The organism is Bacillus sp. ISL-34, assembly GCF_018613325.1.
Taxonomy (GTDB): Bacteria; Bacillota; Bacilli; order Bacillales; family DSM-1321; genus Peribacillus.
This window is the reverse complement of record NZ_JAGGQJ010000011.1, coordinates 18,463-42,859: the sequence shown is the minus strand read 5'-3', so window position 1 is coordinate 42,859 and position 24,397 is coordinate 18,463. Positions and strand designations below refer to the sequence as shown.

Below are 24,397 nucleotides of genomic sequence, written 5' to 3'. Positions count from 1 at the left end.
TCTCCCCTTATCCCTTTATCTCTAAAAGTTTCTGTTTCAGTTCATTTTCCATTGATGCCAATTCCTGTTCGGCTTGTCGGCGTTTATGCCTACCTTCCTCTTGAATCCGCATGGTTTCCTCAAGCGTGGAAATCAAGTTAGCTTGAGTGCTCTTTAATGTTTCAATATCGACAAGTCCGCGCTCATTTTCTTTAGCCGTTTCAATGGTATTGGTTTTCAGCATCTCAGAGTTCTTCAATAACAAGTCATTTGTTGTCTTGGAAACCTGTTTTTGCGCTTCTACAGCATGCCTTTGCCTGATTAGGGTCAATGCAATCGCAACCTGATTTTTCCAAAGTGGAATGGCTGTCATGATCGAAGATTGGATTTTCTCCACTAGTGCCTGATTCGTGTTTTGGATCAGCCTGATTTGCGGTGCGCTTTGAATCGTGATTTCACGGCTCAATTTCAAATCATGAAGCCTTTTATCCAACCGTTCAGCAAATTGCAGCATATCATTGACTTCTTGAAACTTCATTTGATCATTGCTAGATTCAGCGGACTTCCTTAGCTCCGGAATCGTTTTCTCATGGATTTCTTCGAGTTTGATTTCCCCAGCTGCAATATACACATTCAATGCCTGGAAGTAATCCTTATTCGTTTCATATAGCTTTTCAAGGATTACGATATCCGATAACAGGATATTCTTGCTCCGATCGAGTTTCACACTGATTCGATCAATTTGGGCCCCAGTTTTTTGATATTTGGATAGCACCTCCTGTACAGATCCCGAGAGCTTCCCGAACATACGTGCAAAGAAAGAGGGCTTATCCGGTTTTAGCTCATCCGGGCTCAGCTCGTTTAACTTTTTCATTAAATCACTGATAATATTGCCCACTTCACCCACATCTTTTTTCTGGACATGCTCAAGCATGGAATTAGAAAAGGTCAGGAGCTTTGATTGGGCGGGTGTTCCATAGGAAATCATCGCCTGATGATTCGTTGGGTCGATTTGTTCGGCAAGCTGATAAGCCTTTGCCCTGTTCTCTTCAGGAATGACATCAATCAGTTTAACCGGTTTCGCTTCCTGGGAAGATGCTTTCTCCAGCTCCTGTACCCCATCAAATGGATTGGCTAAAAGATCATCGATCAAACTGGCATTGTTCGTTTTATTCAACAGGTTTGGATCATTGTTATTCATTTTAACCTCCTGCTTTCATCAATTACTTGTGACTCTTTTCTCGTTTTAATGGACTGCTTAGCAACATCCAATTCGAAGTTAAGGTTATCGATATCATCGGCAATCACTTTATATAAATCCTTTTCTATCGTATGAGTGAGTTCCTTTAAGGTTTTACGAGTCTCTGTTAAGGAGAGTTCCAGTTCCCTATTCTTTTTTGGCTGCTGTGCTAAAAAAACATATTTCTCCGAAAGCTCCATGGCGGAATCCAGATGCGAATAATAAAATTGTTCCGCCTGGTAAAACCGCTTCGGTTCTTTTTTTGTCAGACTATATATTTTCCTGATCATTTTAATCATATCCTTCCTCTGTTTAAAAGAAGAGATATGCCTGACAGAGATTAGTGCTTTTTGCACCCGCCATATTTTCGGTTTTGCTTCAATTAAATTTTTCTTTATATATTGATATTCTTTTCTCGTCAATTCATGTTTTTTGAGGTATCTTGAGGAAAAATATACGGAACTTAGCCAGTATGCGAGCACCCCTCCTGCTAAAGATATGACAACGGACAGGGCAAACGGTTGATTCAATGCAAAATAGCTAATTATCCAAACCGGCAAAACCATTGGAAATGCAATCAATATCGGAACAAAATCAGCAAGAAATCGATTCATAATCATTACACTCCTGACTTACACTCTTTTCTTTATATACGGATTATCCTTGGAATTGGTTTCAAGATGGTTAAAAGAATTTCTCCTATCCTAAACGATATAGGAACCGGATGGTTTCTGCAAATTTATTGAAATTTTTTCTGTTAATTTCCCCTTCATCCCACTAATATGGGCTAACGCCTAGTCACTTCTCCAGAACTTACATAAGTTATAACGTATCCATCCTGATTTTAAAAAGGAGAGTTGACCATGTATTCATACGGATTTTATCCTTTTCCACAACAAAATGGAAATCACCAATACTTTCAATCTGATTTTAACCCATATTTCCAAGAGCCTGAACGATTTGATTATATGCCACAGCAAGATTGGAACCTTCAGCAGGTACAAGAAAATCCATATAGCCAGGTGCCCGACCAATTCGATGTTGAAAGGCAGCCACAACAACTTGAAAGAAGAGTCCGGGAACTTGAGCGTCAAAACGAGCGTCAAACGAGGGAACTCAATCGGCAGAACCAAGAAATCACGCGGATAAATCGGGAAGTGAACCGCATTAACCAGGAGATCACCAGGCTAAGTCAGGCGGACCAACGACATACGAATAGATTAAACAGGCTGAATCAAAGACTTCGGGCCGTGGAAAGAAACCTAAACATTCCCTTCACCGCAACAGATGATGGCTTTTAAAGATGGCAGGAGCTCATTATGGGCTCCCGCTTTTTTATCTTCTCCATGCATTTATTGAAGGCTTGGTAGTCAGTACATGAGATTTAATCAAACGATTGATTAAATCTATAAAGGTCCACTTAACCCTTGTCAGTTACAGTCATGTTTTCGCTGCCTTAAATGTAATCCTGGTATCTTTTAAAAAAACAATTACTGATGCACCGAATAAAATAAAATAGGGTCAGATTCCGCGATTAAAATAAAAAGAACGGGTATCCTTGCACTCCCGTTCTTTCGCGTTTACAACATTATCCGTTTCAACTTTTCGTTTCTTGATTCCTGTTCTTCATGGGTAGACAAGTCATACTTCTTCAATAGATGAAATAGTTCATTCAATGTTTCCTGCGAATTCCCTTTTTCCAGATATCGATCTAATGTTTGACTCAGTTCGGTTGGTAAAAATGCCTTTTGACTCTCAAATTTGAGCCTGACATCTTGCTGCGAATGATCAAGATTGCATGCACCCATTTAAAATTCACCTCTTACTTGATTCTATCTTGTATTATACACATTACCTTGTCAATTCTTCATCCTGCTTATAGTAGTCCTCTACCTTGATGAACTCGGGCGAGGTATGTGTGGCCATGATGCCATGATAACTGATATCCAACCCAAGTTCTTCCTCTTCTTCAGTGGATCTAATAGGCAGCCAAACATTTATAACTTTAAAAACGAGCCATGTCAATGAAAAGCCCCAGATGCATAACACCACTAATCCTAATGTTTGAACTCCGAGCAAATGCCATCCCCCACCGGCAAACAATCCGTTTTCAGTGGAGAAAAGCCCTACAGCTATCGTCCCCCACATCCCTGATGCCGCATGAACGGGAAAGGCGCCAACCGGATCATCGATTTTTCGGGCTTCCAACCAATTTGTCGCAGCTAACATGAGCATTCCAGAAACGGCTCCAATCAATATTGCCGCCAGATCACTAACGAATGCACAGCCAGCCGTAATCCCGACAAGACCTGCAAGTGAGCCATTGATGACGGAAGGGGCATCCGAGCGTCCATACCTAAATAGTGTATAAAGCAAGGTCGCCGCTCCCCCTGATGCAGCTGAGAGCATCGTGACAATGGCAATATGGCCAATGCGTCCATCCGTAGCTTGCAAGGTGCTTCCTGCATTAAACCCAAACCAGCCAAACCATAAAAGGAACGCCCCAACAGATGCCAATGGAAGATTACTCGGCAGCGAAATGGAACTAGTCCCCCATGAAGTGAATTTACCTGCTCTCGGCCCAATTACAATGGCAGCCGCAAGTGCAGAAAAACCGCCTAGTGCATGAATGACCGCAGATCCTGCGAAGTCCTGCATGCCCAACCCGCTCAACCAGCCACCACCCCATACCCAGTGACCGGCAATCGGATAGATGAATGCCGTCATCATTACGACAAAAATAAGATACGCCCGAAAGTTGATCCTTTCTGCAACTGCTCCCGAAACGATGGAAATGACGGCGATGACGAATGCCCCTTGAAATAACCAAAATGCATCGATGGAAATCGTAAGGTCGATATGCGCCAAATCACCTTTCAGCAGAAAGCCGCTTGCTCCAATGATTCCAAATACATCCGCTCCATACATTAAGCCAAAACCAACGACGAAATAGCATAGCGTTCCGATCGTAATATCGGCAAAAACCTTCATGATGATATTCACATTATTCTTCGTACGGACGAACCCTGCCTCCAATAAAGCAAAGCCGCCCTCCATCAATAGAATCATGGCTGCTGTCAAAACCACCCAAACCGTATCCAAGCCAGCGTTTAACGTTTCTAGAGTCATCTTGGCGTTCCCTCCGCTTTCTGCCAGGCCATTATTTCTTTAATGATTTCTGATGGTAAATTCATTTCCCGTTTTTCCGGTTCAGCTTCAAGTAAACCGATCATCTCATTTAAAAAAGCGACCTTCTGTTTTATCATCTCAATTTTTTTATATCTATCTTTAACATTCACCAAATGCTCAACGGCCTGGTGATGACTTGGGGCACGCCCTGTAAAAAAACGTTTAAATGGTGATAGGGATTGATACCAAGCTTCCTCAGCTCTTCGTTTTTGCTCATATTTATATATTTTACTTTTGATCGATTCAATTTCCGACTCTTGTTTGCTTTTGTGAAATAGCAGTCCTTTTATTACTTCTTCAGATGAAATTTCAAAAACAACCCTACTATACAAATCGTCCCGAATATAAATGTCATATCACCTCACGTTATCACGTTATGTTTTCTAATTATATTAAGAATTCTGAATTCAGTCAATAATTAAACAAAAAAACAACTTGCGTGAAGAATGATCTTAACTACACTTCTGCCTGATTCCCTCCATTAATCAATCGTTTGATTAATGAACTGAGATAGTTAACTCATTCAGAGAAAATTTTGGAAGGTATAGATACTCATTTTTTTCTTACTCTATAAAAGAAGTTATAAATAAACTAGGGAGGTTCATATATGACCGTAATAAACGATGTCAAAACAACTTTAGCCGGGCTTAAAAGTGCTCAAGCGAGCTTTGAAACCTTCGCCCTTTCAACAGATAACGAGAAAGCGAAACAACTTTACCAACAAGCTGCGCAACAGACACAAACGATCGTTGACAGCATCACTCCTCGCATTGAAGAGATTCAAAACGAAGAACCTCAATATAAGCAATAATCATTCATATTAAAAAGGTTGGTTTAGGCAACCAGCCTTTTTTTTATATCCATTCAGTTCTTTTCTATATCAAAGACAAGATTTTCGCGAAAATGCCAGGACGGGCCCGTAACATACCGGACTTGGGGTGTATGACCGAATTGGCGGCTTTGTTCCACTTAAGCTTTCGGGCCGCTATATTTGTTTTCGGTTTAGGAATGGCTGCAATATAGTCAAATTGGCTAAATCTTTCATGTTATTACTTGGTTTAATCTTAGCACTGACAATACTCAGACATTGGGGTGGTTTATAATGCTTACGGGGCATCGCACATGGGTGTTTGATCAAAAGCCTGTCATCATCTCCACAGGAACCGTCGGCGGGCCATTTGAAGCGGACGGTATGCTTGCGGATGATTTCGATCTTCTCCATTCCGATTTATGGATAAATCAAGATACCTATGAAAAGGCACATAAAGTCTTATTGGAAGAAGCGAGTACAAAAGCAATCGAAAAGGCGGGTCTTCAGAAGGAACAGATTCAATTTTTCCTTGGAGGCGACCTTATCAACCAAATAACGCCTACGAGTTTTGCTTGCCGAACACTGGGAACTCCATTTCTCGGCTTATTTGGCGCTTGCTCCACCTCCATGGAGGGATTGGCTCTTGGTGCATACCTTGTCAATACCAAAGGGGCAGAGTACTTATTGACAGGAGCATCAAGTCATAACGCGGCAGTAGAAAAGCAATTTCGCTACCCAACTGAATACGGAGGGCAAAAACCTCCAACAGCCCAATGGACCGTTACGGGGGCGGGCGTGGCTTTATTAAGCAGTGCCGGGGAAGGCCCAAGGGTCACTTCGGCTACGATAGGCCGTGTCATCGACATGGGCTTGACTGATCCTTTCAACATGGGCGGTGCCATGGCCCCGGCCGCTGTAGATACGATTGAAGCCCATTTAAGAGAAAGAAACCTCGACCCATCCTATTATGATTTAATAGTGACCGGGGATTTAGGAAAGATCGGACATGAAGTTTCTCTCGAATTATTTAAAAAACATGGTACGCCGATTAAAGAAGCGCAATATAAAGATTGCGGTTTAATGATATACAGGGATGGTCAGCCGGTCCTGTCCGGGGCAAGCGGCCCAGGATGTTCGGCCACCGTCGTTTATGGTCACTTATTAAATCGCATGAAAAAGGGAGAAATAAAACGATTGCTCGTCGTGGCTACAGGTGCCTTGTTATCTCCCCTATCCTTTCAACAAAGTGAGACGATCCCATGCATTGCCCATGCCGTATCGATTGAATATGACAGTGATTCACAACCATGATTGGTGTGTTCCAAGCCATAATTTTTAGACCGTAAGGATAAGGAGGATACTGCATGACGATAGCTTCAGATGTAAAACAATGTGTCTCTAGCCTAAAAGGAGTTGAAGCAGGCTTATCCAGCTTAGCACTCCGGACTCAAGATGAAGAATCTAAACGCATCTTGCATGAAACGATGCTGGTGGTGAATGAAGTGATGGAGGATGTACAGAAGCGTGTGGGCGAGTTAGAACGGGAAGAACCGCAGTATAAGGGTTTTTAATAACACTGATCTAGCAGGGGGTGTTTGGCAATGGCGGATTGGATAGAAATTATTTTGCGTTCATTATTCTTTTTAATTGTTCTATTTTTGATCACAAAAGTTCTAGGTAAAAAACAATTATCCCAGCTATCCTTTTTTGAATATGTAACGGGCATAACCATTGGTAACATAGGGGCAGAATTAGCTACGAAAGTGGAGGGCAATATTATGCATGGTGTGCTGTCCATTCTCGTTTTTGCCATAGCACCCTTCATTGCAGGATCAATATCCCTAAAAAGTAAAACTTTCCGAGATCTTGTGGAAGGCAAAGCAACGGTTTTGATCAAGGACGGGAAAGTCATGGAAGATAATTTAAAAAAAGAGAAATATACCATCGATGAATTGTTAGGATTGCTCCGGAAGAAGGATGTCTTCGATCTTTCTGAAGTTGAGTTTGCCTTATTGGAAGCGAACGGGGATTTTTCCGTAATGTTAAAGAAGCAAAATCAACCTGTAACACCTAAGGACCTTAACTTGTCAGTGGCTGCAGTAAAGGAGCCACAAACCATCATTATGGACGGAAGAATACTTGATGAACCGCTTTCCACGATTGGACTGAACCGTAATTGGCTTCATACTGAACTGGATAAGTTGGGTGTAGCCCTCCAGAATGTATTTCTTGGTCAAGCTAACTCTAACGGGGAATTAACTGTGGACCTTTATGACGATAAAATTAAAGTTCCTTCTCCACAAGAAAAACCTCTCATTCTCGCGACCTTGAAAAAATGCCAAGCGGACTTAGAGTTGTTTGCACTCGGAACGGAATCAAAGGAAGCTAAAGAGATGTATAGCAAAAATAGCGAAAAGCTGCAAAGGGCAATAGATGAAGCTGCCCATATCTTAAGGAACTGATTATATAATCAATCCCTCACTTTCATCAGCGAAGTGATCAGTCCAATGATGACGATCGTCACACATGAAAAAAGGAAAATTTCGATACCCAAGGTGAATGCTGCAGCTGAAATGATTAGTGTATCAATGATGATAATCGCCAATGCAATATCCATGGAGGTAGATTTTGAGATGATTTTGGCTAACATATCCGTTCCCCCGCTGCTTGTCTCATATCGAAGCATGAGACCTATGCCCAACCCGATGATGGCACCGCCAATCAAAGAGCTTGTCAGTATCGAAATGGAAAAGAGCTTTTTCATTGGATTAAGCCAATCCATAAAAAGGGATGTCAAAAGCAATCCGTGAACGCTGCTATAGAAAAAAGGCCGTTCATAGTACCAGGCATATAAAAATATAGGAATACTAAGGATCAACATGGATAGCCCCGTTTGAAAACCAAAGAAATAATGAAGGATGAGTGCAATCCCAATAACGCCGCCATCTATTAAATGATGGGGAACTAAAAAACCATTGATTCCAATGCCTACCAAAAAGCTACCAACAATTACAGCCACCGCTTTTTGAAAATTAATAAAATCACCTTGCCTCCCAATCCATATATTTCTTACTATATGTCCAAGTCAAAGCGTCAAGAATAAACATGCAAAAAAAAATCTCCCTCCCTTCTCTTTAAACCAACTATAGTAAAAAGGTCCCGGTCATTTAGACCGGGACCAAAGTTTGTGGACAAAAGGGGAAAAACGAGTGTCTGGACCGGAAAATCAACGTCCAAATTGTACAAGCCATAAAAAAAATGCAGGCCCAGTCAATTAGACCGAGCCCACATTCCATCATTTCAACTCTAATAACACTACATTTTCAACATGTGTCGTCATTGGGAACATATCGACAGGCTGGATATCAACTGCTTTATATCCGCCTTCTTCCAAGATATGAAGATCACGGGCTAAAGTGCCAGGGTTGCATGATACGTATACGACTTTGTTAGGTTTCATCTCGATGATCGTATTCAGAAGGGATTCTTCACAACCTTTGCGAGGCGGATCCATAACGATGACATCCGCAGTGTTGCCCTTTTGATACCATTCAGCAATAACGTTACCTGCATCGCCGACCATGAATTCTGCATTTGAGATTTCATTCAATTCAGCATTACGACGTGCGTCTTCTATCGCTTCTTCGACCACTTCGACACCGATTACTTTTTTCGCTTTTTCAGCTAAAAATAAAGAGATGGTTCCAATGCCGCAATAGGCATCTATCACCGTTTCTTCACCCGTCAGCCCTGCATAGTCAAGAGCTTTATCATAAAGGACTTTCGTTTGGTCTGGATTGATTTGGTAGAAGGATTTTGCTGAAATCGCAAATTTCACATCACCGATCATATCATGGATCACTTCGTCGCCCCATAGTACAGTCATTTTATCGCCCAAGATAACATTCGTTTTCTTGGAATTCACGTTTTGAACGATGGATTTCACTTGCGGAAGACGGTCAACGATTTCCTTCACGATGGTTTCGATGAAAGGGATACTTTTCGTTCTTGTAACGAGAACAATCATTAATTCGCCTGTTTGCTTGCCATAACGGGCCATGATGTGCCGCAATACACCTTTATGTGCCTCTTCATTGTAAGCAGGGATACCAAGTTTACTGAAAATCTCTTTAACAACTTGAACGGCTTCATTGATCACTTCATTTTGGATAATGCTTTCTTTCGTTTCAACAATTTCATGTGTCCGCGGTTTGAAGAACCCTGCTATTAGCTTGCCTTCCTTTTCACCGACAGGCACTTGCGCTTTATTGCGATAATGAGTTGGATTCTCCATCCCGATGATCGGGTGAACCTTCACATCCTCAAGTTTACCGATGCGTGTCATCACTTCACGCACTTGCTTTTCCTTGAATTCCAACTGTCCTTCATAGCTCATATGCTGCAGCTGACAACCACCGTATTTAGGGTAATCTTCTGTCTTGACCTCAACCCGGTATGGACTGTTTTCGATAATCTCCATCAAGCGTCCGAAGCCATAACCCTTATTAGCCTTCATCACTTTAATCTTTGCTTTTTCACCTGGAAGGGCGCTCTGAACAAAGATCGGGTAGCCATCGACTTTAGCGACGCCAGCCCCTTCATGTGTTAAATCTTCAAATAAAACCTCTATAATATCATTTTTAGCAACTGGTGCTGTTTTTTTCATATCATCTTCTCTTTTCTTTTTTATGCTAGCCTGTATTTTACCACAATAGATGCCTTGCCACAAAACCACTCACCAATTTACCCTGGTTTTCATAAAAATATAGTGGAGGGAATTACGGATTTTTCATAGTTCCATGAATAAAAGTTCAATAAAAAAAGAAAAATAAGGAAAAACAGATGAGGTGAGTAAATGGGCTTATTTAACTCTATATCGGCCTGGAATGCTACAAGGTTAGAAAAACATCGAGCAAGTATGGAGGAAAAAGGCCTCTGTCCGGATTGTTACGGACGTGGATACAGCTCCTTCGTACCTACGGAATATCATTTTTCCGATATACACGACTGTCCCGGCTGTAATGGCACCGGAGCTTACGCTGATTGGGCCGCCATGAATGGACAGCAAATGTAATCGCATACAGTGCCAAATTTCAAATGAGTAAAAAGGACCCCCTGTTAAACAGGAGGGTCTTCTATTTCCTTAACCATATAGCGGAATTCATGGCCGCTAATCGAAATGGTTTTCATTTCAATATATCCTAATCTGCTATAGAGACGATTCGCCGCTTCATTTTCATTTTCAACGACTAAAGAAATCCTTGGATATCCCTTATCTTTAGCATATCCCTCAACATATCGAATCAGTGCACTACCAATACCCTTTCCTTGAAAATTCGGGTCAACGGATACTGTATCCAAATAAAAGTCTCTCATTTCCGCTTCCTTATCGAGCGTAACGCTTGGGTCTTTCATCTTCATCCTTAATTGTTTCACTATCGGTTCATCCAAGCTTTCGGCATCCTTGCCATGATAAGCTATGATCAATCCAGATACTTGTCCATCATGTTCACTGACAAGCGTATTTTCATAGCTGACCCTATTCCCACTTTTCCTGAACAAATCGGCAAGAACGGAAAGTATCCCTTCTTCTTCCGTTTCACCTGTCAAAACCTCTGCAATTTCCTTAATCGCTAACCGGGTCAATACGGCTGCCTTTTCAGCATCCTCCGGTGTCGCATTCCTGATATACATGTTTGTAATTCTCCTTGCTTCATTAAACTGAAAAGGCCACCAGATTCAGTGGCCTTTTCAACCTATTTATTTGCCGGATCGTCCGGCAGTATTCCTTGCGGGATGAATACATCAAAATGGCGGTACTGATTTACGAATTCAGCTGGGGCCATCCCGCCAAATTCCCCATCCAAGTTAAGCATCATGTCCTTTTTGGCATGTACCTTAATTCGATTGGCTTTTTCATAAATGACGTTTTTATCATGGATATGTTCACCGCGCATTGCCAATGTCGCGACACGGACAATATCAGCGAGGTTTGCCTTTTTCAAAATAAGCAACGTGAACATCCCATCATTCAAAGAGGCGTCAGGAGCCAGTTTCTCGAAGCCGCCGACCGAATTCGTGTTAGCCACCAAGAAAAGCATGATTTCTCCTTCAAAAAGCTTTCCATCATATTCAATAGAAACTTCCGTCGGCTTAATTGAAGGAAGCATTTCAATTCCTTTAATATAGTACGCAAGCTGACCAAGCATGGTTTTCAGCTTGATCGGCACGTCGTAGGTCAATTCGGTCAATCTGCCCCCGCCAGCAATATTGATGAAATACTTATCGTTCATTTTCCCAATATCGACCGGCATCGTATGCCCACCGGCAATAATTTCGGCTGCCCCTTCGATCGACTTTGGTAAATGCAGCGCCCGGGCGAAGTCATTGGTCGTTCCCGTCGGAATGATTCCTAGTTTCGGACGTTTCTCTGCAGTGGCCAGTCCATTAACAACCTCATAAATCGTACCGTCGCCCCCTGCTGCAATAACTATATCATAGCCGCGTTCAATCGCTATCTTAGCGGCTTTCGTCGCATCCCCGGCACCGGTCGTCGCATGTGCAGAAGCTTCATAACCAGCTTCTTCAAGTTTTGCTAGCACACCTGGCAGGCTCTTCTTAATGGCTTCCCGGCCCGAAGTCGGGTTGTAAATCAACCTTGCTCTTTTCATTTCCCATCATCCTTATACATATTGATTCCATAATTTACATCTTAATCCTTCATTACATGAAAAGCAATATTCGAAAAAAAGAGGACCGTATTTCGGTCCATACCTTTATATGCATTTTACTAGAAATCGTATCAGGGAAATTATAATGCTTTTTACAATTTTATTCTAGTAAATGATTTCAATCATGGATATTGAACGTTCACGTTAAATGTATCGGTAACCGTTAAAGTATGTTTCCCTTCACCAGTATTGAATATCCCGTTCTTTTTTACAATGCCTTCTTCACTTGTTTCCTCTTTCACCTCAGTCATCTTCCAGCCACTCTTTGGGCCATCAAGTTCCTCGACCCCTCTAGCATCTATCTTGATATCACTATTATCCTGAAGGACTACACTTAGATTTCCGCTGTCCTTCACACTCCAGTCATTCAAGAGCTTTCTAGGCTTCAAGACAAGATCTGTACTTTGACCGTCTATCTCCACTGCCAGCTCAGCAGGGATTATAAGAGTTGCCTTAAGATTCATTGTATCACTGTCCAAAAGTCCATTTTGAATCGGCAAATCCTTGAAGCTAATATAAAGAGTATCACCATTTCTCTCAACGAGTAAATAATCTTCCGCCTTGTTCAAAAACGAATCAGCATCTTCCATTACCCGCTCACCATATGTTCCAAAAACGGAAACTTCCTCGTCCTGACCACTTTCAATTGTCAATGGGTATGAGCCAGTGTCCAGGACAACCCTCTGTATGCCCTTCCCCGCCTTTTGATTGAAACCAGGCAAATTGACCGTTTTCTCTTCACTATTCACGGCTGCCTTAACTTGATCCATCAATCCGCTTGATGTTAGCAGAATTAAAACTATCCCCGTCGTTCCAAGCAATCCAACGAAAAGAATGCTAAGAATATCATACTTTACAAAAGAACTTTCTTTTCTGGAAAAATAAATATAAATGAGAATCTCTGCACCCAAGATAATGAACAGCAACGGCCACCATGATAGCAGAATCGTCGTCAAATTCATATCCGCAATTTGAGAAACGAGTAAAACCAAACCCAAACCAACCAGGGAGATCCCCATTGAAATCGTTCCGACTCTCCATGTTCTCATTTTGTCTCCTCCTCGACTCTCCCTTTTTTACTTCCCGACAGGAATTTGATTCCCCCGCCTATAAGTAGGATGCATACAAGTCCTTTTTGAAAATAATCTCTAAACCAATACTCCAAGTTGCTTCCAATCCATTCATCTAAATGAGGGGCAATGGCCGGGACGATTATATTGCTGGCCAAGAAATAGATTCCAATTCCCACCAACCCCAATCCTAGCCATTTTTGGTGATTGACCATTCCCGAAATGATGGGCGTATCTTCTACTGGACCCTCTTCCATTTTCGAGGCTTTTTGCAATCCATCAAAAAAACTATAAAACCAGATAATCGGAATTAGGAAAAAGAAGAAACCTAACCGGAGTAAATCCAGTATGTAAATGGCGAATAAAAAGCCGGCCATCAATTGAATCCCACGTTTTTGCAGCCCCAAATATAAGTGACCTGCACCAGGGAAAATGGCGAATAAAGTCGCTACCGATTTACTCTTCTTCCCTGATTCCCGTCTCTCCTCGAAATCTTCCAAGACGGTCCGATCGATAAGCTCCTCACCTTTTTGCTTTTTATTCAGCTGTTGAACAGAATCAAAAAAGCTGTAAATCCAGATAACAGGCAATAGTGCCATGAATATTAACAGACCTTCCATTTGTGTCATCACACTGATGAATACCACCATGACGCCAAGGCCTAAAAAACCGATGAGAAAAATGAGTCCCCGATTCATGAGGCCAAGCTGAAAATGCCCTAATCCTGGAACAAATGAAAGGATGATTACATAAAATCTTTCCGCCTCCGGCTGATCGGCCCCTACATTCTCTTCACTTTTAGGATTCCTCAGTGAGGTGACCACCAAATCAAATATACTGATGAAATAAAACACCATTCCAATAACGGAAAAAGCCAGAAACGCATCCGATTGACTGATCAACGAAAGAAAAAGACCCCCAAGCCCCAATCCAGCCGTGGCAAGGAAATAAAATAACCCTTTATATTTCCTTCCTAGGTAAAAATGTCCGAAACCTGGCAGAAACGATAATAAAAAAGCTAATACCGGACTTTTATTCATTTCTAAACCCCTCCTTATTTTTCTTTTCGATAGTGTCCATCCAATTAAATGTTTTATCAATAAGTCCATCGGTTAAGGACTGTGTTTCCTTTATGCTGCTTGATTCCACAGAATCCATGTATTCCGTCAATGATTGAAATACTCCGCCTGCCATTAATAAGATCGTAAATCCGGCCGCAATCAGGTAATGTCTTGTAATCGTCCGAAGTGATTTCTCTTTTCGGTGTTGCTTAGTCTCTTTAACAGAGCCGCCATTCAATCGGCTAATCGAGTCCATGACAGGACCTGCAATATCAAACCCTTCAATGTCCGGACTGGTTTCTTCTTTTTCCATCGCTTCCATATAGGCGGACAAACACTTGTCACAGGAGTATAGATGATTTTCATATTCAATTTTTAGAGCCTCTGGTATTTCATCTGCCAAATATGCAACCCATTCTGCTTCAGGAACATGATTCATGAAAAATCCTCCTCATTCCAATGTTTTCTCATCCAATTTCTTGCCCGATATAGCTTTACCTCCACAGATTTCACTTGAATCTGCTGTTCCTCTGCAATTTGCCTGAATGTCTTTTCCTTTATGTAATAGCCATATACAACGTCCCGATATCCCTCTGGGAGGTCATTCAGCTTCTGTAATACTTGCTTTCGCCTTTCATTCCGGAAGAATACGGCCTCGACATCATCCGTTAAGCCCAAATTAGCTTCCGATGAATGTTCGTCCTGCAATTCTTCCTTTTGGCGTTCCCTCTTTCTCTTTAGATCGATTGCATGATTGACCGCAATTCGGGTAATCCAGGTTTTGAAACCCTGGTTCTTATATTGAGGAAGCGAAGTGTAGATTTTGATAAAGACTTCCTGGGTAACATCTTCTGCATCCTTTTGATTCCGCAAGACGGAATAGACGGTTCTATAAATCGTCTGTTTATATGTTTCAATCAACATTCGGAATGCATGGTCATTCCCAGCCCTTACCTTCTCAACTAACTCATCCGTCACTTCTCTTCCTCCTTTCCTGTTAAACATTCATGTAATAGACGACACAAAAAGGAGTTACCCCTACAGATAACTCAAAAAAAATTAAAGATTATTTTCCGCTTTTCACAGTAAACTCTTTTCTTAATCAAGAGAAAACCGTACCACTTTAAAAGTGATACGGTTAATATTAACGTTTATTGATTTCTTCCACCAAAATTTTATTTACAAGCTGTGGATTGGCTTGTCCTTTTGTCGCTTTCATGATCTGCCCGACAAGGAAGCCGATTGCCTTTTGTTTACCGGCCTTAAAATCTTCAATTGATTGCGGGTTATTATTCAATGCTTCTTCTACCGCTGTACGCAATGCGCCTTCATCGGAAATTTGGACTAGTCCCTTCTCCTTGACGATCGTTTCAGCATCCCCGCCGTTTTCAATCAGTTCTTTGAAAACTTTTTTAGCGATTTTAGAAGAAATCGTGCCATCTTCAATCAGCTTGATCATTCCAGCCAACGATTCAGCAGTCAATTTGACATCATGCAGCTCTTTACCTTCTGCATTCAAGAAAGCGGAAACCTCACCCATGATCCAGTTAGACGCTAGTTTTGCATCCGCTCCTGAAGCAACTGTCGCTTCAAAGAAATCAGCACTTTCCTTCGTTACCGTTAAAACGGCTGCATCATATTCCGGTAAGCCAAATTCTTCGACATAGCGTTTTTTACGGGCATCCGGAAGTTCCGGAATCTCGGCAGCGATACGCGCCTTCCATTCTTCATCGATATGGATTGTCAATAAATCCGGTTCCGGGAAGTAACGGTAATCATCGGAGCCTTCCTTAACTCGCATTAGTACCGTTCTGCCTGTAGCTTCGTCGAACCGGCGAGTTTCCTGTTCGATTATTCCGCCTTCATTCAAGATTTCAGCTTGTCGGATTTCTTCATGCTCCAATCCTTTGCGAACGAAGTTGAATGAGTTCAAGTTTTTCAATTCGGTTTTCGTACCGAATTCTTTTTGGCCGACAGGCTTCAAGGAAATGTTGGCATCACAGCGAAGTGAGCCTTCTTCCATTTTACAATCGGAAACGCCAGTGTATTGAATGATGGATTTCAACTTTTCCAGATAAGCATAAGCTTCTTCTGGGGAAGTGATATCCGGTTCAGATACGATTTCAACTAGAGGCGTACCTTGGCGGTTATAATCACAAAGTGAATAGTTCCCTTTATGTGTCAGCTTTCCAGCATCCTCTTCCATATGAATGCGGGTAATGCCAATTTTCTTTTTCTTGCCGCCCACTTCGATCTCAATCCAACCATGCTCACCGATCGGCTGATCGAACTGTGAAATTTGGTATGCTTTAGGATTGTCCGGGTAAAAATAGTTTTTCCGGTCGAATTTCGTAATTTCCGCCACTTCGCAATTCAGGGCAATTGCAGCCTTCATTGCAAAATCAACAGCCTTTTTATTGACGACAGGCAATACACCCGGGTAGCCTAGGTCAATTACAGTCGTGTTACTATTTGGAGCGGCACCAAAATGGTTTGGGCTCGCTGAGAAAATTTTAGAATCCGTTTTTAATTCTACGTGTACTTCTAGACCAATCACCGTTTCAAAGTCCATTATTTTCACCCCTTACAGCTTAGGAAATTGTTTATGAAAATCTGTTGCTTGCTCAAATGCGTGAGCCGCGCGGTAAATCGTGCTTTCATCAAAGTGCTTCCCAATCATTTGCAGTCCAAGCGGAAGCCCATTCGCTGCGAATCCACATGGCACGGATATACCTGGTACACCAGCAAGATTGACTGGAATCGTCAAGATATCATTCGCATACATCGTTAATGGATCGTCGACTTTTTCACCAATTTTAAATGCAGGCGTAGGTGTAGTCGGCCCAACGATGACATCGTACTTTTCAAAGACATCTTCAAAGTCTTTTTTGATTAACGTACGTACTTTTTGAGCCTTTTTATAATAAGCATCATAATAGCCGGAACTTAAGGAGAACGTTCCAAGCATGATACGGCGTTTCACCTCGTCACCGAATCCTTCTGCACGGGTTTGCTTATACATTTCTATAAGAGTTTCTGCATTATCTGTACGATGTCCGTAACGCACACCGTCAAAACGCGAAAGGTTAGCCGAAGCTTCAGATGAAGATAACAGATAATAGGCAGCTAAAGCATATTTGGAATGCGGCAAGGACACCTCTTCCCATTCAGCTCCAAGCCCCTCTAATACTTTTAACGCTTCAAGAACGGAATTACGTGCTTCTTCGCCAACGCCTTCACCAAGGTATTCTTTAGGCACAGCTATTTTCAATCCTCTAACATCGCCTGTTAATGAATTCACAAAATTCGGCACGTCAACATTAGCAGATGTCGAATCCATTGGATCAACACCTGAAATCGCTTCAAGCAAATAAGCGTTATCTTCAACAGTTCGTGTAACCGGCCCAATTTGGTCCAATGAAGACGCGAATGCTACAAGTCCGAATCGGGAAACCCGTCCATATGTAGGCTTTAAGCCGACAACTCCACAATATGCCGCTGGTTGGCGGATCGATCCACCCGTATCGGAACCTAAAGAGAATAGGACTTCACCGGAAGCGACAGATGCAGCTGAACCACCCGAAGAACCGCCTGGCACATATTCCGTGTTCCAAGGGTTGCGTGTTGCCTGAAACGCGGAGTTCTCATTGGAAGAACCCATCGCAAACTCATCCATATTCAATTTCCCGATCGTAACCGTTTCTGCCTTCTGCAGCTTTTGAACAACGGTTGCATCATAAATTGGATCAAAGTTCTCCAAAATTTTGCTCGCACAAGTCGTACGCAAATTTTTAGTGACGATATTATCCTTCACTCCGATCGGCATACCAAATAAGGCGCCTTCGTTCTCGCCTTTTACCAATTGATCATCCAATCGTTTTGCTTGATTGCGGGCGTTTTCTTCATCAAGTGTCAAAAATGCCTTCACCTTGTCCTCTACCTGTCCGATTCGCTTATACGATTCGTTAACAAGATCAGTGACACTTATCTCTTTCTTATGTAAGCGGTCATGAAGCTCAGAAACCTTTTGTTCGAACAACGACATCATTGTCCCTCCTTATTCAATTATAGATGGTACACGGATATATCCTTCTTTACTATCCGGTGCATTTTTAACTACTTCTTCTACTGGCAATCCCGGTTTTGCGACATCTTCGCGCATAACATTCTTCATATCCAAAACGTGAGAAGTCGGGTTAACTTGATCCGTATCAAGCTCATTCAACTGCTCCGCGAATGAAATCATTTGGTCAAGCTGATGCTGAAACTGTTGTGCTTCTTCTTCCGTAATGGCCAAACGAGCCAAATGGGCAACGTGTTTAACTTGTTCCATAGAAATACGTGACATTCTCTTCACCTCCGAAAAAATATCCAAATCGACTGAATTTCGTCGCTTTTCTCCATATAATCATCGTTTAAATCATATCAAACTATTACACAGTAAAGCAACAAGAGATAACAATGTCGAAATTCAATTATTTCATAAGGAAAAAGAGATATTTTCCGGGAAATATGGGGAAGTTGCCGGAATTTCCGGGGAAATGACAATAAGTCCTTTAAAATTCGACAAATGTTCCCTTTTTTAAAGCAGTTGCTCCCTAAAATGGAAGGGTTTACTTCCTATTATATATTTGTTCCTGATTAAAGGTTATTTTGAAATTCACCAGCATAGATTCCAATTTTTAAAGCGGGCCGCAAAAAAGATGAAGCCGCTAAGCTTCATCTTTTTTCATTCATATATATGAACGGTTGGTTCGTCCTGATTTGCTTCACGGACTATGAGTGCTTCAGGTCCATTTACAGAGGTGATGGATACCTGTACGGCAATATAGTTCGGGAAACGTTCCATTATAAGCCCAGCAACATATTGGGTAAAGCCGATCGCTTCAGAGTTCCCATAAAATTGAATGGGGATATCGATGTTCAGACTTTGCAATTGATCATCCATATAGAACGCCCTGCCGATGACTCCGTTAAAGTTAGGGAAGTATTCTTCGACATCTTCTTTAAAGTTCGTGAAAGTATTGACGTCATCACGGTATTTTTTTTCAGCATCAGCAGAAGGAAATAGGAAATACTCTTCGTTCAAGTTCGTCCATTTTTCAATATTGTCAGAGTTTTTATCGATATTCGTATAGGAAATGAAATTCCCAGGGACTACTGAGGATTTTTCATTTTGCTCGAATAAGGCAATCGTAATCGGAACATTTTTCAGCTTGTCCATTTTACGCAGCCTTTTTAAGACTTCTGCAGCGATTTTCTCCCCTTCTTGCTTTAGCTTTTTACTATCGATTTTATTTTCATAGGTGGCACCGAAAGCCTCTTTTTGATAGTAATGGACTGAATTCAGCGCAAGGCCTATCACAACTCCGCCAAGGCTCACTGAATTATCTTTTGTTTTGACCAAGTAATTATGTTCTAAAATATGGGCAAGATAGATCGGATTTTCTTCGTTCCGCTTATCAATGTCACCTTTACCTGGATCAACCGGATTCAAGCCAAGGTTCTTTGAGGCTTTCATGTCCTTTTCTTTCAACTGACTATCGGTATATTTTCTGTTCAGCCAGGAAGATATTGTGGAACTATCCAGTATTTGCCCCTCTTGAAACAGGTAATCTTCCGGGTCGAATTGGGTTTGGGCCAACCGCATCAATCCATTTTCGAATTCTTCAATGTCATATCGGGTATTTAGATTGGATACGACCAAACCGCGTGCTTTTGATGGTTCAAACGGTAGGATTGTTTGATAATATTCTTCCGAAATTTTATACTTCGGAAGAATTGCCGTTTCTTTTTTGTCTTTGGAGTCTTGAACTACCTCTTGCTTATCCTCAAAACTAGGCGCACATCCAGCAAGAAGCAGTATAAGAATCATCCCCAAAATAGAGTGTTTCCTCATAGCTACACCTCTTATTTATTTAGTTCCTCGATCAGTCTCTCTTCATCCCATACCATGACGCCTAGGCTTTCTGCTTTTGCCAGTTTGGAACCGGCATCTTCGCCAGCTACGACCAAATCGGTTTTCTTGCTGACACTTCCAGCAACGTTGGCTCCCAGCGCCTCTAATTTCTCTTTTGCTTCGTTACGTGTTAACTGATGCAGTTTACCCGTTAAAACGACTGTTTTACCGGCAAAAATGGAGTCGATAGCTTCTATAGCAACAGCTCTTTGCCCTTTGAAAGTAAGATTCACACCGGCTGCATCCAACTCATTCAATAATGCATGGACTTCTTCCAATTCAAAATAAGCTACGATGGAATCGGCCATCTTATCGCCTATTTCATTAATGGCCGTTAGTTCTTCACGGCTCGCCTTGCTTAATGCTTCCATCGTCCCGAATTCCCTCGCAAGCGTCTTGGCAGCTTTTGAACCAACATGGCGAATGCCCAGCCCGAAGAGTAATTTTTCCAACGAGTTGGTTTTCGAAGCTTCGATTGCTTGAAGAAGTTTATTGACGGATTTATCCCCCATCCTTTCCAAAGCAATCAGTTGATCGTATGTAAGCTTATAAATATCAGCCACATCTTGTATGAGTTCTTCTTTAAATAACAAGCTAATCACTTTTTCACCAAGACTGTCTATATTCATTGCTGTACGGGAAACAAAGTGAATCAAGCCTTCCCGTATTTGTGCAGGACACTTCGGGTTGATGCAGCGTAAAGCGACCTCCCCGTCCAGCCGGACAAGTTCACTGCTGCATTCCGGGCACTCAGTCGGCATCTGGAACTCGACTTCTTCCCCTGTACGGCGCTCTGCCAGTACATTGACCACCTCTGGAATGATATCACCCGCTTTTTTCACGACCACTTGATCTCCGATTCTGATGTCCTTTTCTCGGATTAAGTCTTCGTTGTGAAGTGAAGCCCGCTGCACAGTGGTACCTGCTACCCGAACTGGATCCAAAACGGCGGTCGGGGTCAATACACCCGTACGGCCAACATTCAGCTCGATATCCCTTAGGGTTGTAATGACTTCTTCAGCTGGGAATTTATAAGCAATGGCCCATCGCGGACTTTTTGCAGTAAAACCTAATTCATCCTGCTGTTCAAGGGAATCCACCTTTACGACAATTCCATCAATATCATAGGCTAAGTTTGGACGTTGCTCCGTCCATTCTACTATATAGGCCAACACTTCCTCTATATTCGAGCATGTTTTTCTTTCCCGATTCGTCTTAAACCCCAGTCGATCCAATAAATCCAGACCCTCGCTGTGGGAACGGACACCTGTTTCCCCCAAATCGGCAATCGCATAAAGGAAAATATCCAAGTTCCGTTTCGCAGCAAGTTTTGGATCAAGCTGCCTTAACGAGCCGGCAGCTGCATTTCTTGGGTTTGCAAATGGTTCCTCACCGCGTTCTTCCTTAGCCTTGTTTAATGATTCGAATGATTTTTTTGGCATGAAGGCCTCACCGCGCACTTCTATGGCAATCGGCTCCCGCAGCTTCAATGGAATCGACTTGATCGTTTTTAAATTAGCGGTAATATCTTCACCGATCGTTCCATCTCCACGGGTTGCCCCTCTTACGAAATATCCATTCTCATATTGAAGAGTGACGGCAAGTCCATCAATTTTCAGTTCACATACATAGGAAAAATCATCGCCTACAGATTGTCTGACCTTTCTGTCAAAATCCCGTAAGTCACTTTCATTGAAGGCATTGCCTAAACTAAGCATTGGTGTGGTATGCTCCACTTTTTCAAACATATCCAAAATGGCGCCACCGACCCGTTGTGTCGGTGAGTCCGCCGTTTGCAGTTCAGGAAATTCCTCCTCATACTCAATAAGTTCACGGAGCAGACGATCATATTCAGCATCAGGTACTGATGGCTGGTCCATCACATAATATTCATAGCTGTATTGGTTCAACAACGTTTGCAGTTCCAGAACTTTCTTCTCTGCAGCTTGTAAGTCCATACGTTCAATCCTTTCTAAAGAAGACTCCACCGCACTTCTTATAGAAGAGCGGTGTCTAAAGTCAGATATCCCTATTCTTTACCAGTAAAAGCATATTAATCTTAAGCTTTTTCAACTGGTGCAAATTTCGCCAATAGGCGCTTGATGCCGATTGGACTTGGAAAGGCAATATCCAATTCCTTCCCTTCGCCTTCCCCTTTTACACTCACCACGGTTCCTATCCCCCATTTTTTATGGGAGGCACGGTCACCGACAGCCCAGCCGATCTCTTCACCGCCCGTTGCAGATGGCGCAGAAACAGCTCTTCCAAAGGCAGGCACTTTTCTTGTTGAAGCAGTTGACGGAGATCCCGTTCTCGAAGAACTGAAAGGTGTTTGCCTAGCTTTAGGAGCCGGTTTCGGTTTTAGATCTTCAAGAAGTTCCTCTGGTATTTCACTGATGAAACGTGAAACGGGATTCATGCTCGTCCGTCCATACAATGTCCGCATTTGGGCATTGCTTATGAATAGCTCATTTTCAGCCCTTGTAATTCCCACATAAGCCAGACGGCGTTCTTCTTCCATCTCCTCTTCATCCATAAGCGAACGGCTGTGAGGGAATACCCCTTCTTCAAGGCCCAATAGAAAGACCACCGGATATTCAAGTCCCTTCGCTGAATGCAGCGTCATCAACGTTACCATATTTGTAGATTCTTCGGTATTCTCGTCAAGTTGGTCTATATCGGCAACCAACGCCAGGTCAGTCAAAAAGCCCACTAATGATTTGTCCTCGCTGTTATCTTCGAATGCTTTCGTAACAGATAAAAACTCATCTATATTTTCAAGCCGGCTTTGTGATTCAATCGTTTTTTCTGCCTGCAGCATCTCACGGTAACCGGTTTTCTCAATGACTTCCTCCACAAGTTCCGTCACGGATAAGTACTCCTGCTGATTTGTATAGTTAGTGATCAGCGTATGGAATTCCCTTGCCGCTTTGGTAGCCTTCCCGCTTATCCCTGCCATTTCCACAGATTCCAGTGCTTTATAAATGGAAACATCATATTGATCTGCATAATCTGCCACTTTGTCCATTGAAGTTGCACCAATTCCGCGTTTTGGAACATTGATTACACGGCGAAGACTGATATCATCATCAGGATTCGCAATAAGGCGAAGATAGGCAAGTAAATCCTTAATCTCTTTACGGTCATAGAACTTGGTGCCCCCGACTATCGCATAATTTATATTGGATTTAAGCAGAACTTCCTCCATGACACGTGATTGTGCATTTGTTCTGTAAAGTATTGCTATATCTGAATATTTCCGGCTGCCATCCTGAACTAACTCATTTATCTTTCCGGCTACGAATTGCGCTTCCCCTTGTTCATTGTCTGCACGGTAATAGAATATCTTATTGCCATCTGCATTCTCGGTCCAAAGATTTTTCGGCTTCCGGTTTTGATTGTTATCGATGACCTTATTCGCCGCTGCAAGAATCTTTTTCGTCGAGCGGTAATTCTGTTCAAGGAAGATCATGTTGGCATTCGGATAATCCTTTTCAAATGAAAGGATATTCGCAATATCCGCACCGCGCCAACGATAGATCGATTGATCGGAATCCCCGACAACACAGAGATTACGGAAGCGAGAAGCCAGTAGTTTAACAAGCATGTATTGAGCCCTGTTCGTATCTTGGTACTCATCAACATGAATGTATTGAAATTTACGCTGATAATATTCAAGCACCTCAGGTACGAGCTGGAACAATTGAATCGTCATCATGATCAAATCATCGAAATCGAGCGCTGAATTTTTACGCAGCCGTTTTTGATATTCCGTATATACATCGGCAGTTACTTTAGTGAAGTAATCAGACGCCGTCTTCAGGTACTCTTCGGGCCCGACCAATTCATTTTTCGCTGAACTGATGCTACCCAAAATGGCACGGTAATCATATTTCTTTGTATCCATATTACGGTCTTTCATGATTTGTTTTATGACCGATTGCTGATCCGTCGTATCCAATATCGAGAAGTTCCTATTAAATCCGATACGGTCGATATCTCTTCGTAAAATACGGACACACATCGAGTGGAAAGTCGAAATCCAGATATCTTCGGACGCACCGCCAAGTATGGCACGGATCCTCTCCTTCATCTCACGTGCCGCTTTGTTGGTGAACGTGATTGCAAGGATGTTCCAAGGCGCTATTTCCTTCTCGACCATCAAGTAAGCTATTCGGTGAGTCAGCACACGCGTCTTTCCACTTCCTGCCCCAGCCATGATTAAAAGTGGGCCATCAGTTGCTTTCACTGCTTTTTGTTGCTGTTCATTCAAACCTATTAGTAATTTTTCCGCTAAATATTGCATTATCACACCACCTATACGAACATTCGTTTCTGTTTTAGTATACTATATTTA

Annotated in this window: 24 protein-coding genes; 5 read left to right on the top strand and 19 right to left on the bottom strand. The window is 42.2% G+C overall.

Annotation, left to right across the window (positions count from 1 at the left end; translation table 11 throughout):
• Positions 1-7: 7 nt before the first annotated feature.
• Both J7E52_RS10140 and J7E52_RS10135 read right to left on the bottom strand, forming a co-directional pair.
• The gene (locus J7E52_RS10140) at positions 8-1,180 is read right to left on the bottom strand and encodes a toxic anion resistance protein (protein ID WP_214745536.1); all 1,173 of its coding nucleotides are present in this window, start codon (positions 1,178-1,180) and stop codon (positions 8-10) included.
• A complete protein-coding gene (locus tag J7E52_RS10135; RefSeq protein WP_214745533.1) occupies positions 1,177-1,833 on the bottom strand; it encodes a 5-bromo-4-chloroindolyl phosphate hydrolysis family protein in 657 nt (218 codons plus the stop codon). The genes J7E52_RS10140 and J7E52_RS10135 overlap by 4 nt, the downstream gene beginning before the upstream one ends.
• A gap of 354 nt (positions 1,834-2,187) precedes the next feature.
• Here J7E52_RS10135 and J7E52_RS10130 point away from each other — a divergent pair, with 354 nt between their 5' ends.
• A complete protein-coding gene (locus tag J7E52_RS10130) occupies positions 2,188-2,520 on the top strand; it encodes a hypothetical protein (protein ID WP_101225048.1) in 333 nt (110 codons plus the stop codon).
• Positions 2,521-2,799: 279 nt separating this feature from the next.
• Here the strand turns inward: J7E52_RS10130 and J7E52_RS10125 are convergent, their stop codons facing one another.
• The 3 genes from J7E52_RS10125 to J7E52_RS10115 are packed head-to-tail and all read right to left on the bottom strand — an operon-like array spanning position 2,800 to position 4,740.
• A complete protein-coding gene (locus J7E52_RS10125) occupies positions 2,800-3,027 on the bottom strand; it encodes a group-specific protein (protein WP_214745530.1) in 228 nt (75 codons plus the stop codon).
• 43 nt (positions 3,028-3,070) lie between these two features.
• Positions 3,071-4,348 carry an ammonium transporter gene (locus J7E52_RS10120; protein WP_214745527.1) on the bottom strand — a complete coding sequence of 426 codons (1,278 nt, stop codon included), beginning with the start codon at positions 4,346-4,348 and terminating at the stop codon, positions 3,071-3,073.
• Entirely contained in the window at positions 4,345-4,740 is a 396-nt protein-coding gene (locus J7E52_RS10115) for a hypothetical protein (RefSeq protein WP_286197633.1), read from the bottom strand. Before J7E52_RS10115 ends, J7E52_RS10120 begins: the two co-directional genes overlap by 4 nt.
• A gap of 275 nt (positions 4,741-5,015) precedes the next feature.
• Between J7E52_RS10115 and J7E52_RS10110 the strand changes: the two genes are divergently transcribed.
• The 4 genes from J7E52_RS10110 (at position 5,016) to J7E52_RS10095 (ending at position 7,681) form a co-directional block, all read left to right on the top strand.
• Entirely contained in the window at positions 5,016-5,219 is a 204-nt protein-coding gene (locus J7E52_RS10110) for a DUF1657 domain-containing protein (protein ID WP_214745524.1), read from the top strand.
• 291 nt (positions 5,220-5,510) lie between these two features.
• Positions 5,511-6,530: a stage V sporulation protein AD gene (spoVAD, locus tag J7E52_RS10105; RefSeq protein WP_214745521.1), complete on the top strand. Its 1,020-nt coding sequence runs from the start codon at positions 5,511-5,513 to the stop codon at positions 6,528-6,530.
• Positions 6,531-6,583: 53 nt separating this feature from the next.
• Positions 6,584-6,790, top strand: coding sequence for a DUF1657 domain-containing protein (locus tag J7E52_RS10100; protein ID WP_214745518.1), 207 nt, complete (start codon positions 6,584-6,586; stop codon positions 6,788-6,790).
• A gap of 30 nt (positions 6,791-6,820) precedes the next feature.
• Complete coding sequence (locus J7E52_RS10095; RefSeq protein ID WP_214745515.1) at positions 6,821-7,681, top strand: DUF421 domain-containing protein; 861 nt, start codon at positions 6,821-6,823, stop codon at positions 7,679-7,681.
• Between the two features lie 8 nt (positions 7,682-7,689).
• Here J7E52_RS10095 and J7E52_RS10090 read toward each other — a convergent pair whose 3' ends face one another.
• The 14 genes from J7E52_RS10090 to pcrA all read right to left on the bottom strand — a co-directional run bounded on the left by J7E52_RS10090 (position 7,690) and on the right by pcrA (position 24,346).
• Positions 7,690-8,214 (bottom strand): YitT family protein, encoded by a 525-nt coding sequence (locus J7E52_RS10090; protein ID WP_396020267.1) that lies wholly within the window; start codon positions 8,212-8,214, stop codon positions 7,690-7,692.
• 300 nt (positions 8,215-8,514) lie between these two features.
• Positions 8,515-9,885 carry a 23S rRNA (uracil(1939)-C(5))-methyltransferase RlmD gene (gene rlmD / locus J7E52_RS10085; RefSeq protein ID WP_214745512.1) on the bottom strand — a complete coding sequence of 457 codons (1,371 nt, stop codon included), beginning with the start codon at positions 9,883-9,885 and terminating at the stop codon, positions 8,515-8,517.
• A 452-nt stretch (positions 9,886-10,337) separates the two neighbouring features.
• A complete protein-coding gene (locus J7E52_RS10080) occupies positions 10,338-10,913 on the bottom strand; it encodes a GNAT family N-acetyltransferase (RefSeq protein ID WP_214745509.1) in 576 nt (191 codons plus the stop codon).
• 62 nt (positions 10,914-10,975) lie between these two features.
• Entirely contained in the window at positions 10,976-11,890 is a 915-nt protein-coding gene (locus tag J7E52_RS10075) for a diacylglycerol kinase (protein ID WP_214745506.1), read from the bottom strand.
• Between the two features lie 182 nt (positions 11,891-12,072).
• On the bottom strand, positions 12,073-12,999 hold the full coding sequence (locus tag J7E52_RS10070; RefSeq protein ID WP_214745503.1) for a LiaF transmembrane domain-containing protein: 927 nt from the start codon (positions 12,997-12,999) through the stop codon (positions 12,073-12,075).
• Positions 12,996-14,060, bottom strand: a complete 1,065-nt coding sequence (locus J7E52_RS10065) for a hypothetical protein (RefSeq protein WP_214745500.1) — start codon at positions 14,058-14,060, stop codon at positions 12,996-12,998. Before J7E52_RS10065 ends, J7E52_RS10070 begins: the two co-directional genes overlap by 4 nt.
• Positions 14,053-14,520 (bottom strand): hypothetical protein, encoded by a 468-nt coding sequence (locus tag J7E52_RS10060; protein WP_214745497.1) that lies wholly within the window; start codon positions 14,518-14,520, stop codon positions 14,053-14,055. The genes J7E52_RS10065 and J7E52_RS10060 overlap by 8 nt, the downstream gene beginning before the upstream one ends.
• Positions 14,517-15,059: a sigma-70 family RNA polymerase sigma factor gene (locus J7E52_RS10055; RefSeq protein ID WP_309476876.1), complete on the bottom strand. Its 543-nt coding sequence runs from the start codon at positions 15,057-15,059 to the stop codon at positions 14,517-14,519. The genes J7E52_RS10060 and J7E52_RS10055 overlap by 4 nt, the downstream gene beginning before the upstream one ends.
• A gap of 166 nt (positions 15,060-15,225) precedes the next feature.
• Positions 15,226-16,653 (bottom strand): Asp-tRNA(Asn)/Glu-tRNA(Gln) amidotransferase subunit GatB, encoded by a 1,428-nt coding sequence (gene gatB / locus J7E52_RS10050; RefSeq protein ID WP_214745491.1) that lies wholly within the window; start codon positions 16,651-16,653, stop codon positions 15,226-15,228.
• Between the two features lie 12 nt (positions 16,654-16,665).
• Positions 16,666-18,126 carry an Asp-tRNA(Asn)/Glu-tRNA(Gln) amidotransferase subunit GatA gene (gene gatA, locus J7E52_RS10045; RefSeq protein WP_214746310.1) on the bottom strand — a complete coding sequence of 487 codons (1,461 nt, stop codon included), beginning with the start codon at positions 18,124-18,126 and terminating at the stop codon, positions 16,666-16,668.
• A gap of 12 nt (positions 18,127-18,138) precedes the next feature.
• Positions 18,139-18,429, bottom strand: coding sequence for an Asp-tRNA(Asn)/Glu-tRNA(Gln) amidotransferase subunit GatC (gene gatC / locus J7E52_RS10040; RefSeq protein WP_076372748.1), 291 nt, complete (start codon positions 18,427-18,429; stop codon positions 18,139-18,141).
• Positions 18,430-18,810: 381 nt separating this feature from the next.
• A complete protein-coding gene (locus J7E52_RS10035) occupies positions 18,811-19,980 on the bottom strand; it encodes a CamS family sex pheromone protein (RefSeq protein WP_214745488.1) in 1,170 nt (389 codons plus the stop codon).
• 11 nt (positions 19,981-19,991) lie between these two features.
• Complete coding sequence (ligA, locus tag J7E52_RS10030) at positions 19,992-21,998, bottom strand: NAD-dependent DNA ligase LigA (RefSeq protein ID WP_214745485.1); 2,007 nt, start codon at positions 21,996-21,998, stop codon at positions 19,992-19,994.
• Positions 21,999-22,099: 101 nt separating this feature from the next.
• A complete protein-coding gene (gene pcrA, locus J7E52_RS10025; RefSeq protein ID WP_214745482.1) occupies positions 22,100-24,346 on the bottom strand; it encodes a DNA helicase PcrA in 2,247 nt (748 codons plus the stop codon).
• Between the last annotated feature and the right edge of the window lie 51 nt (positions 24,347-24,397).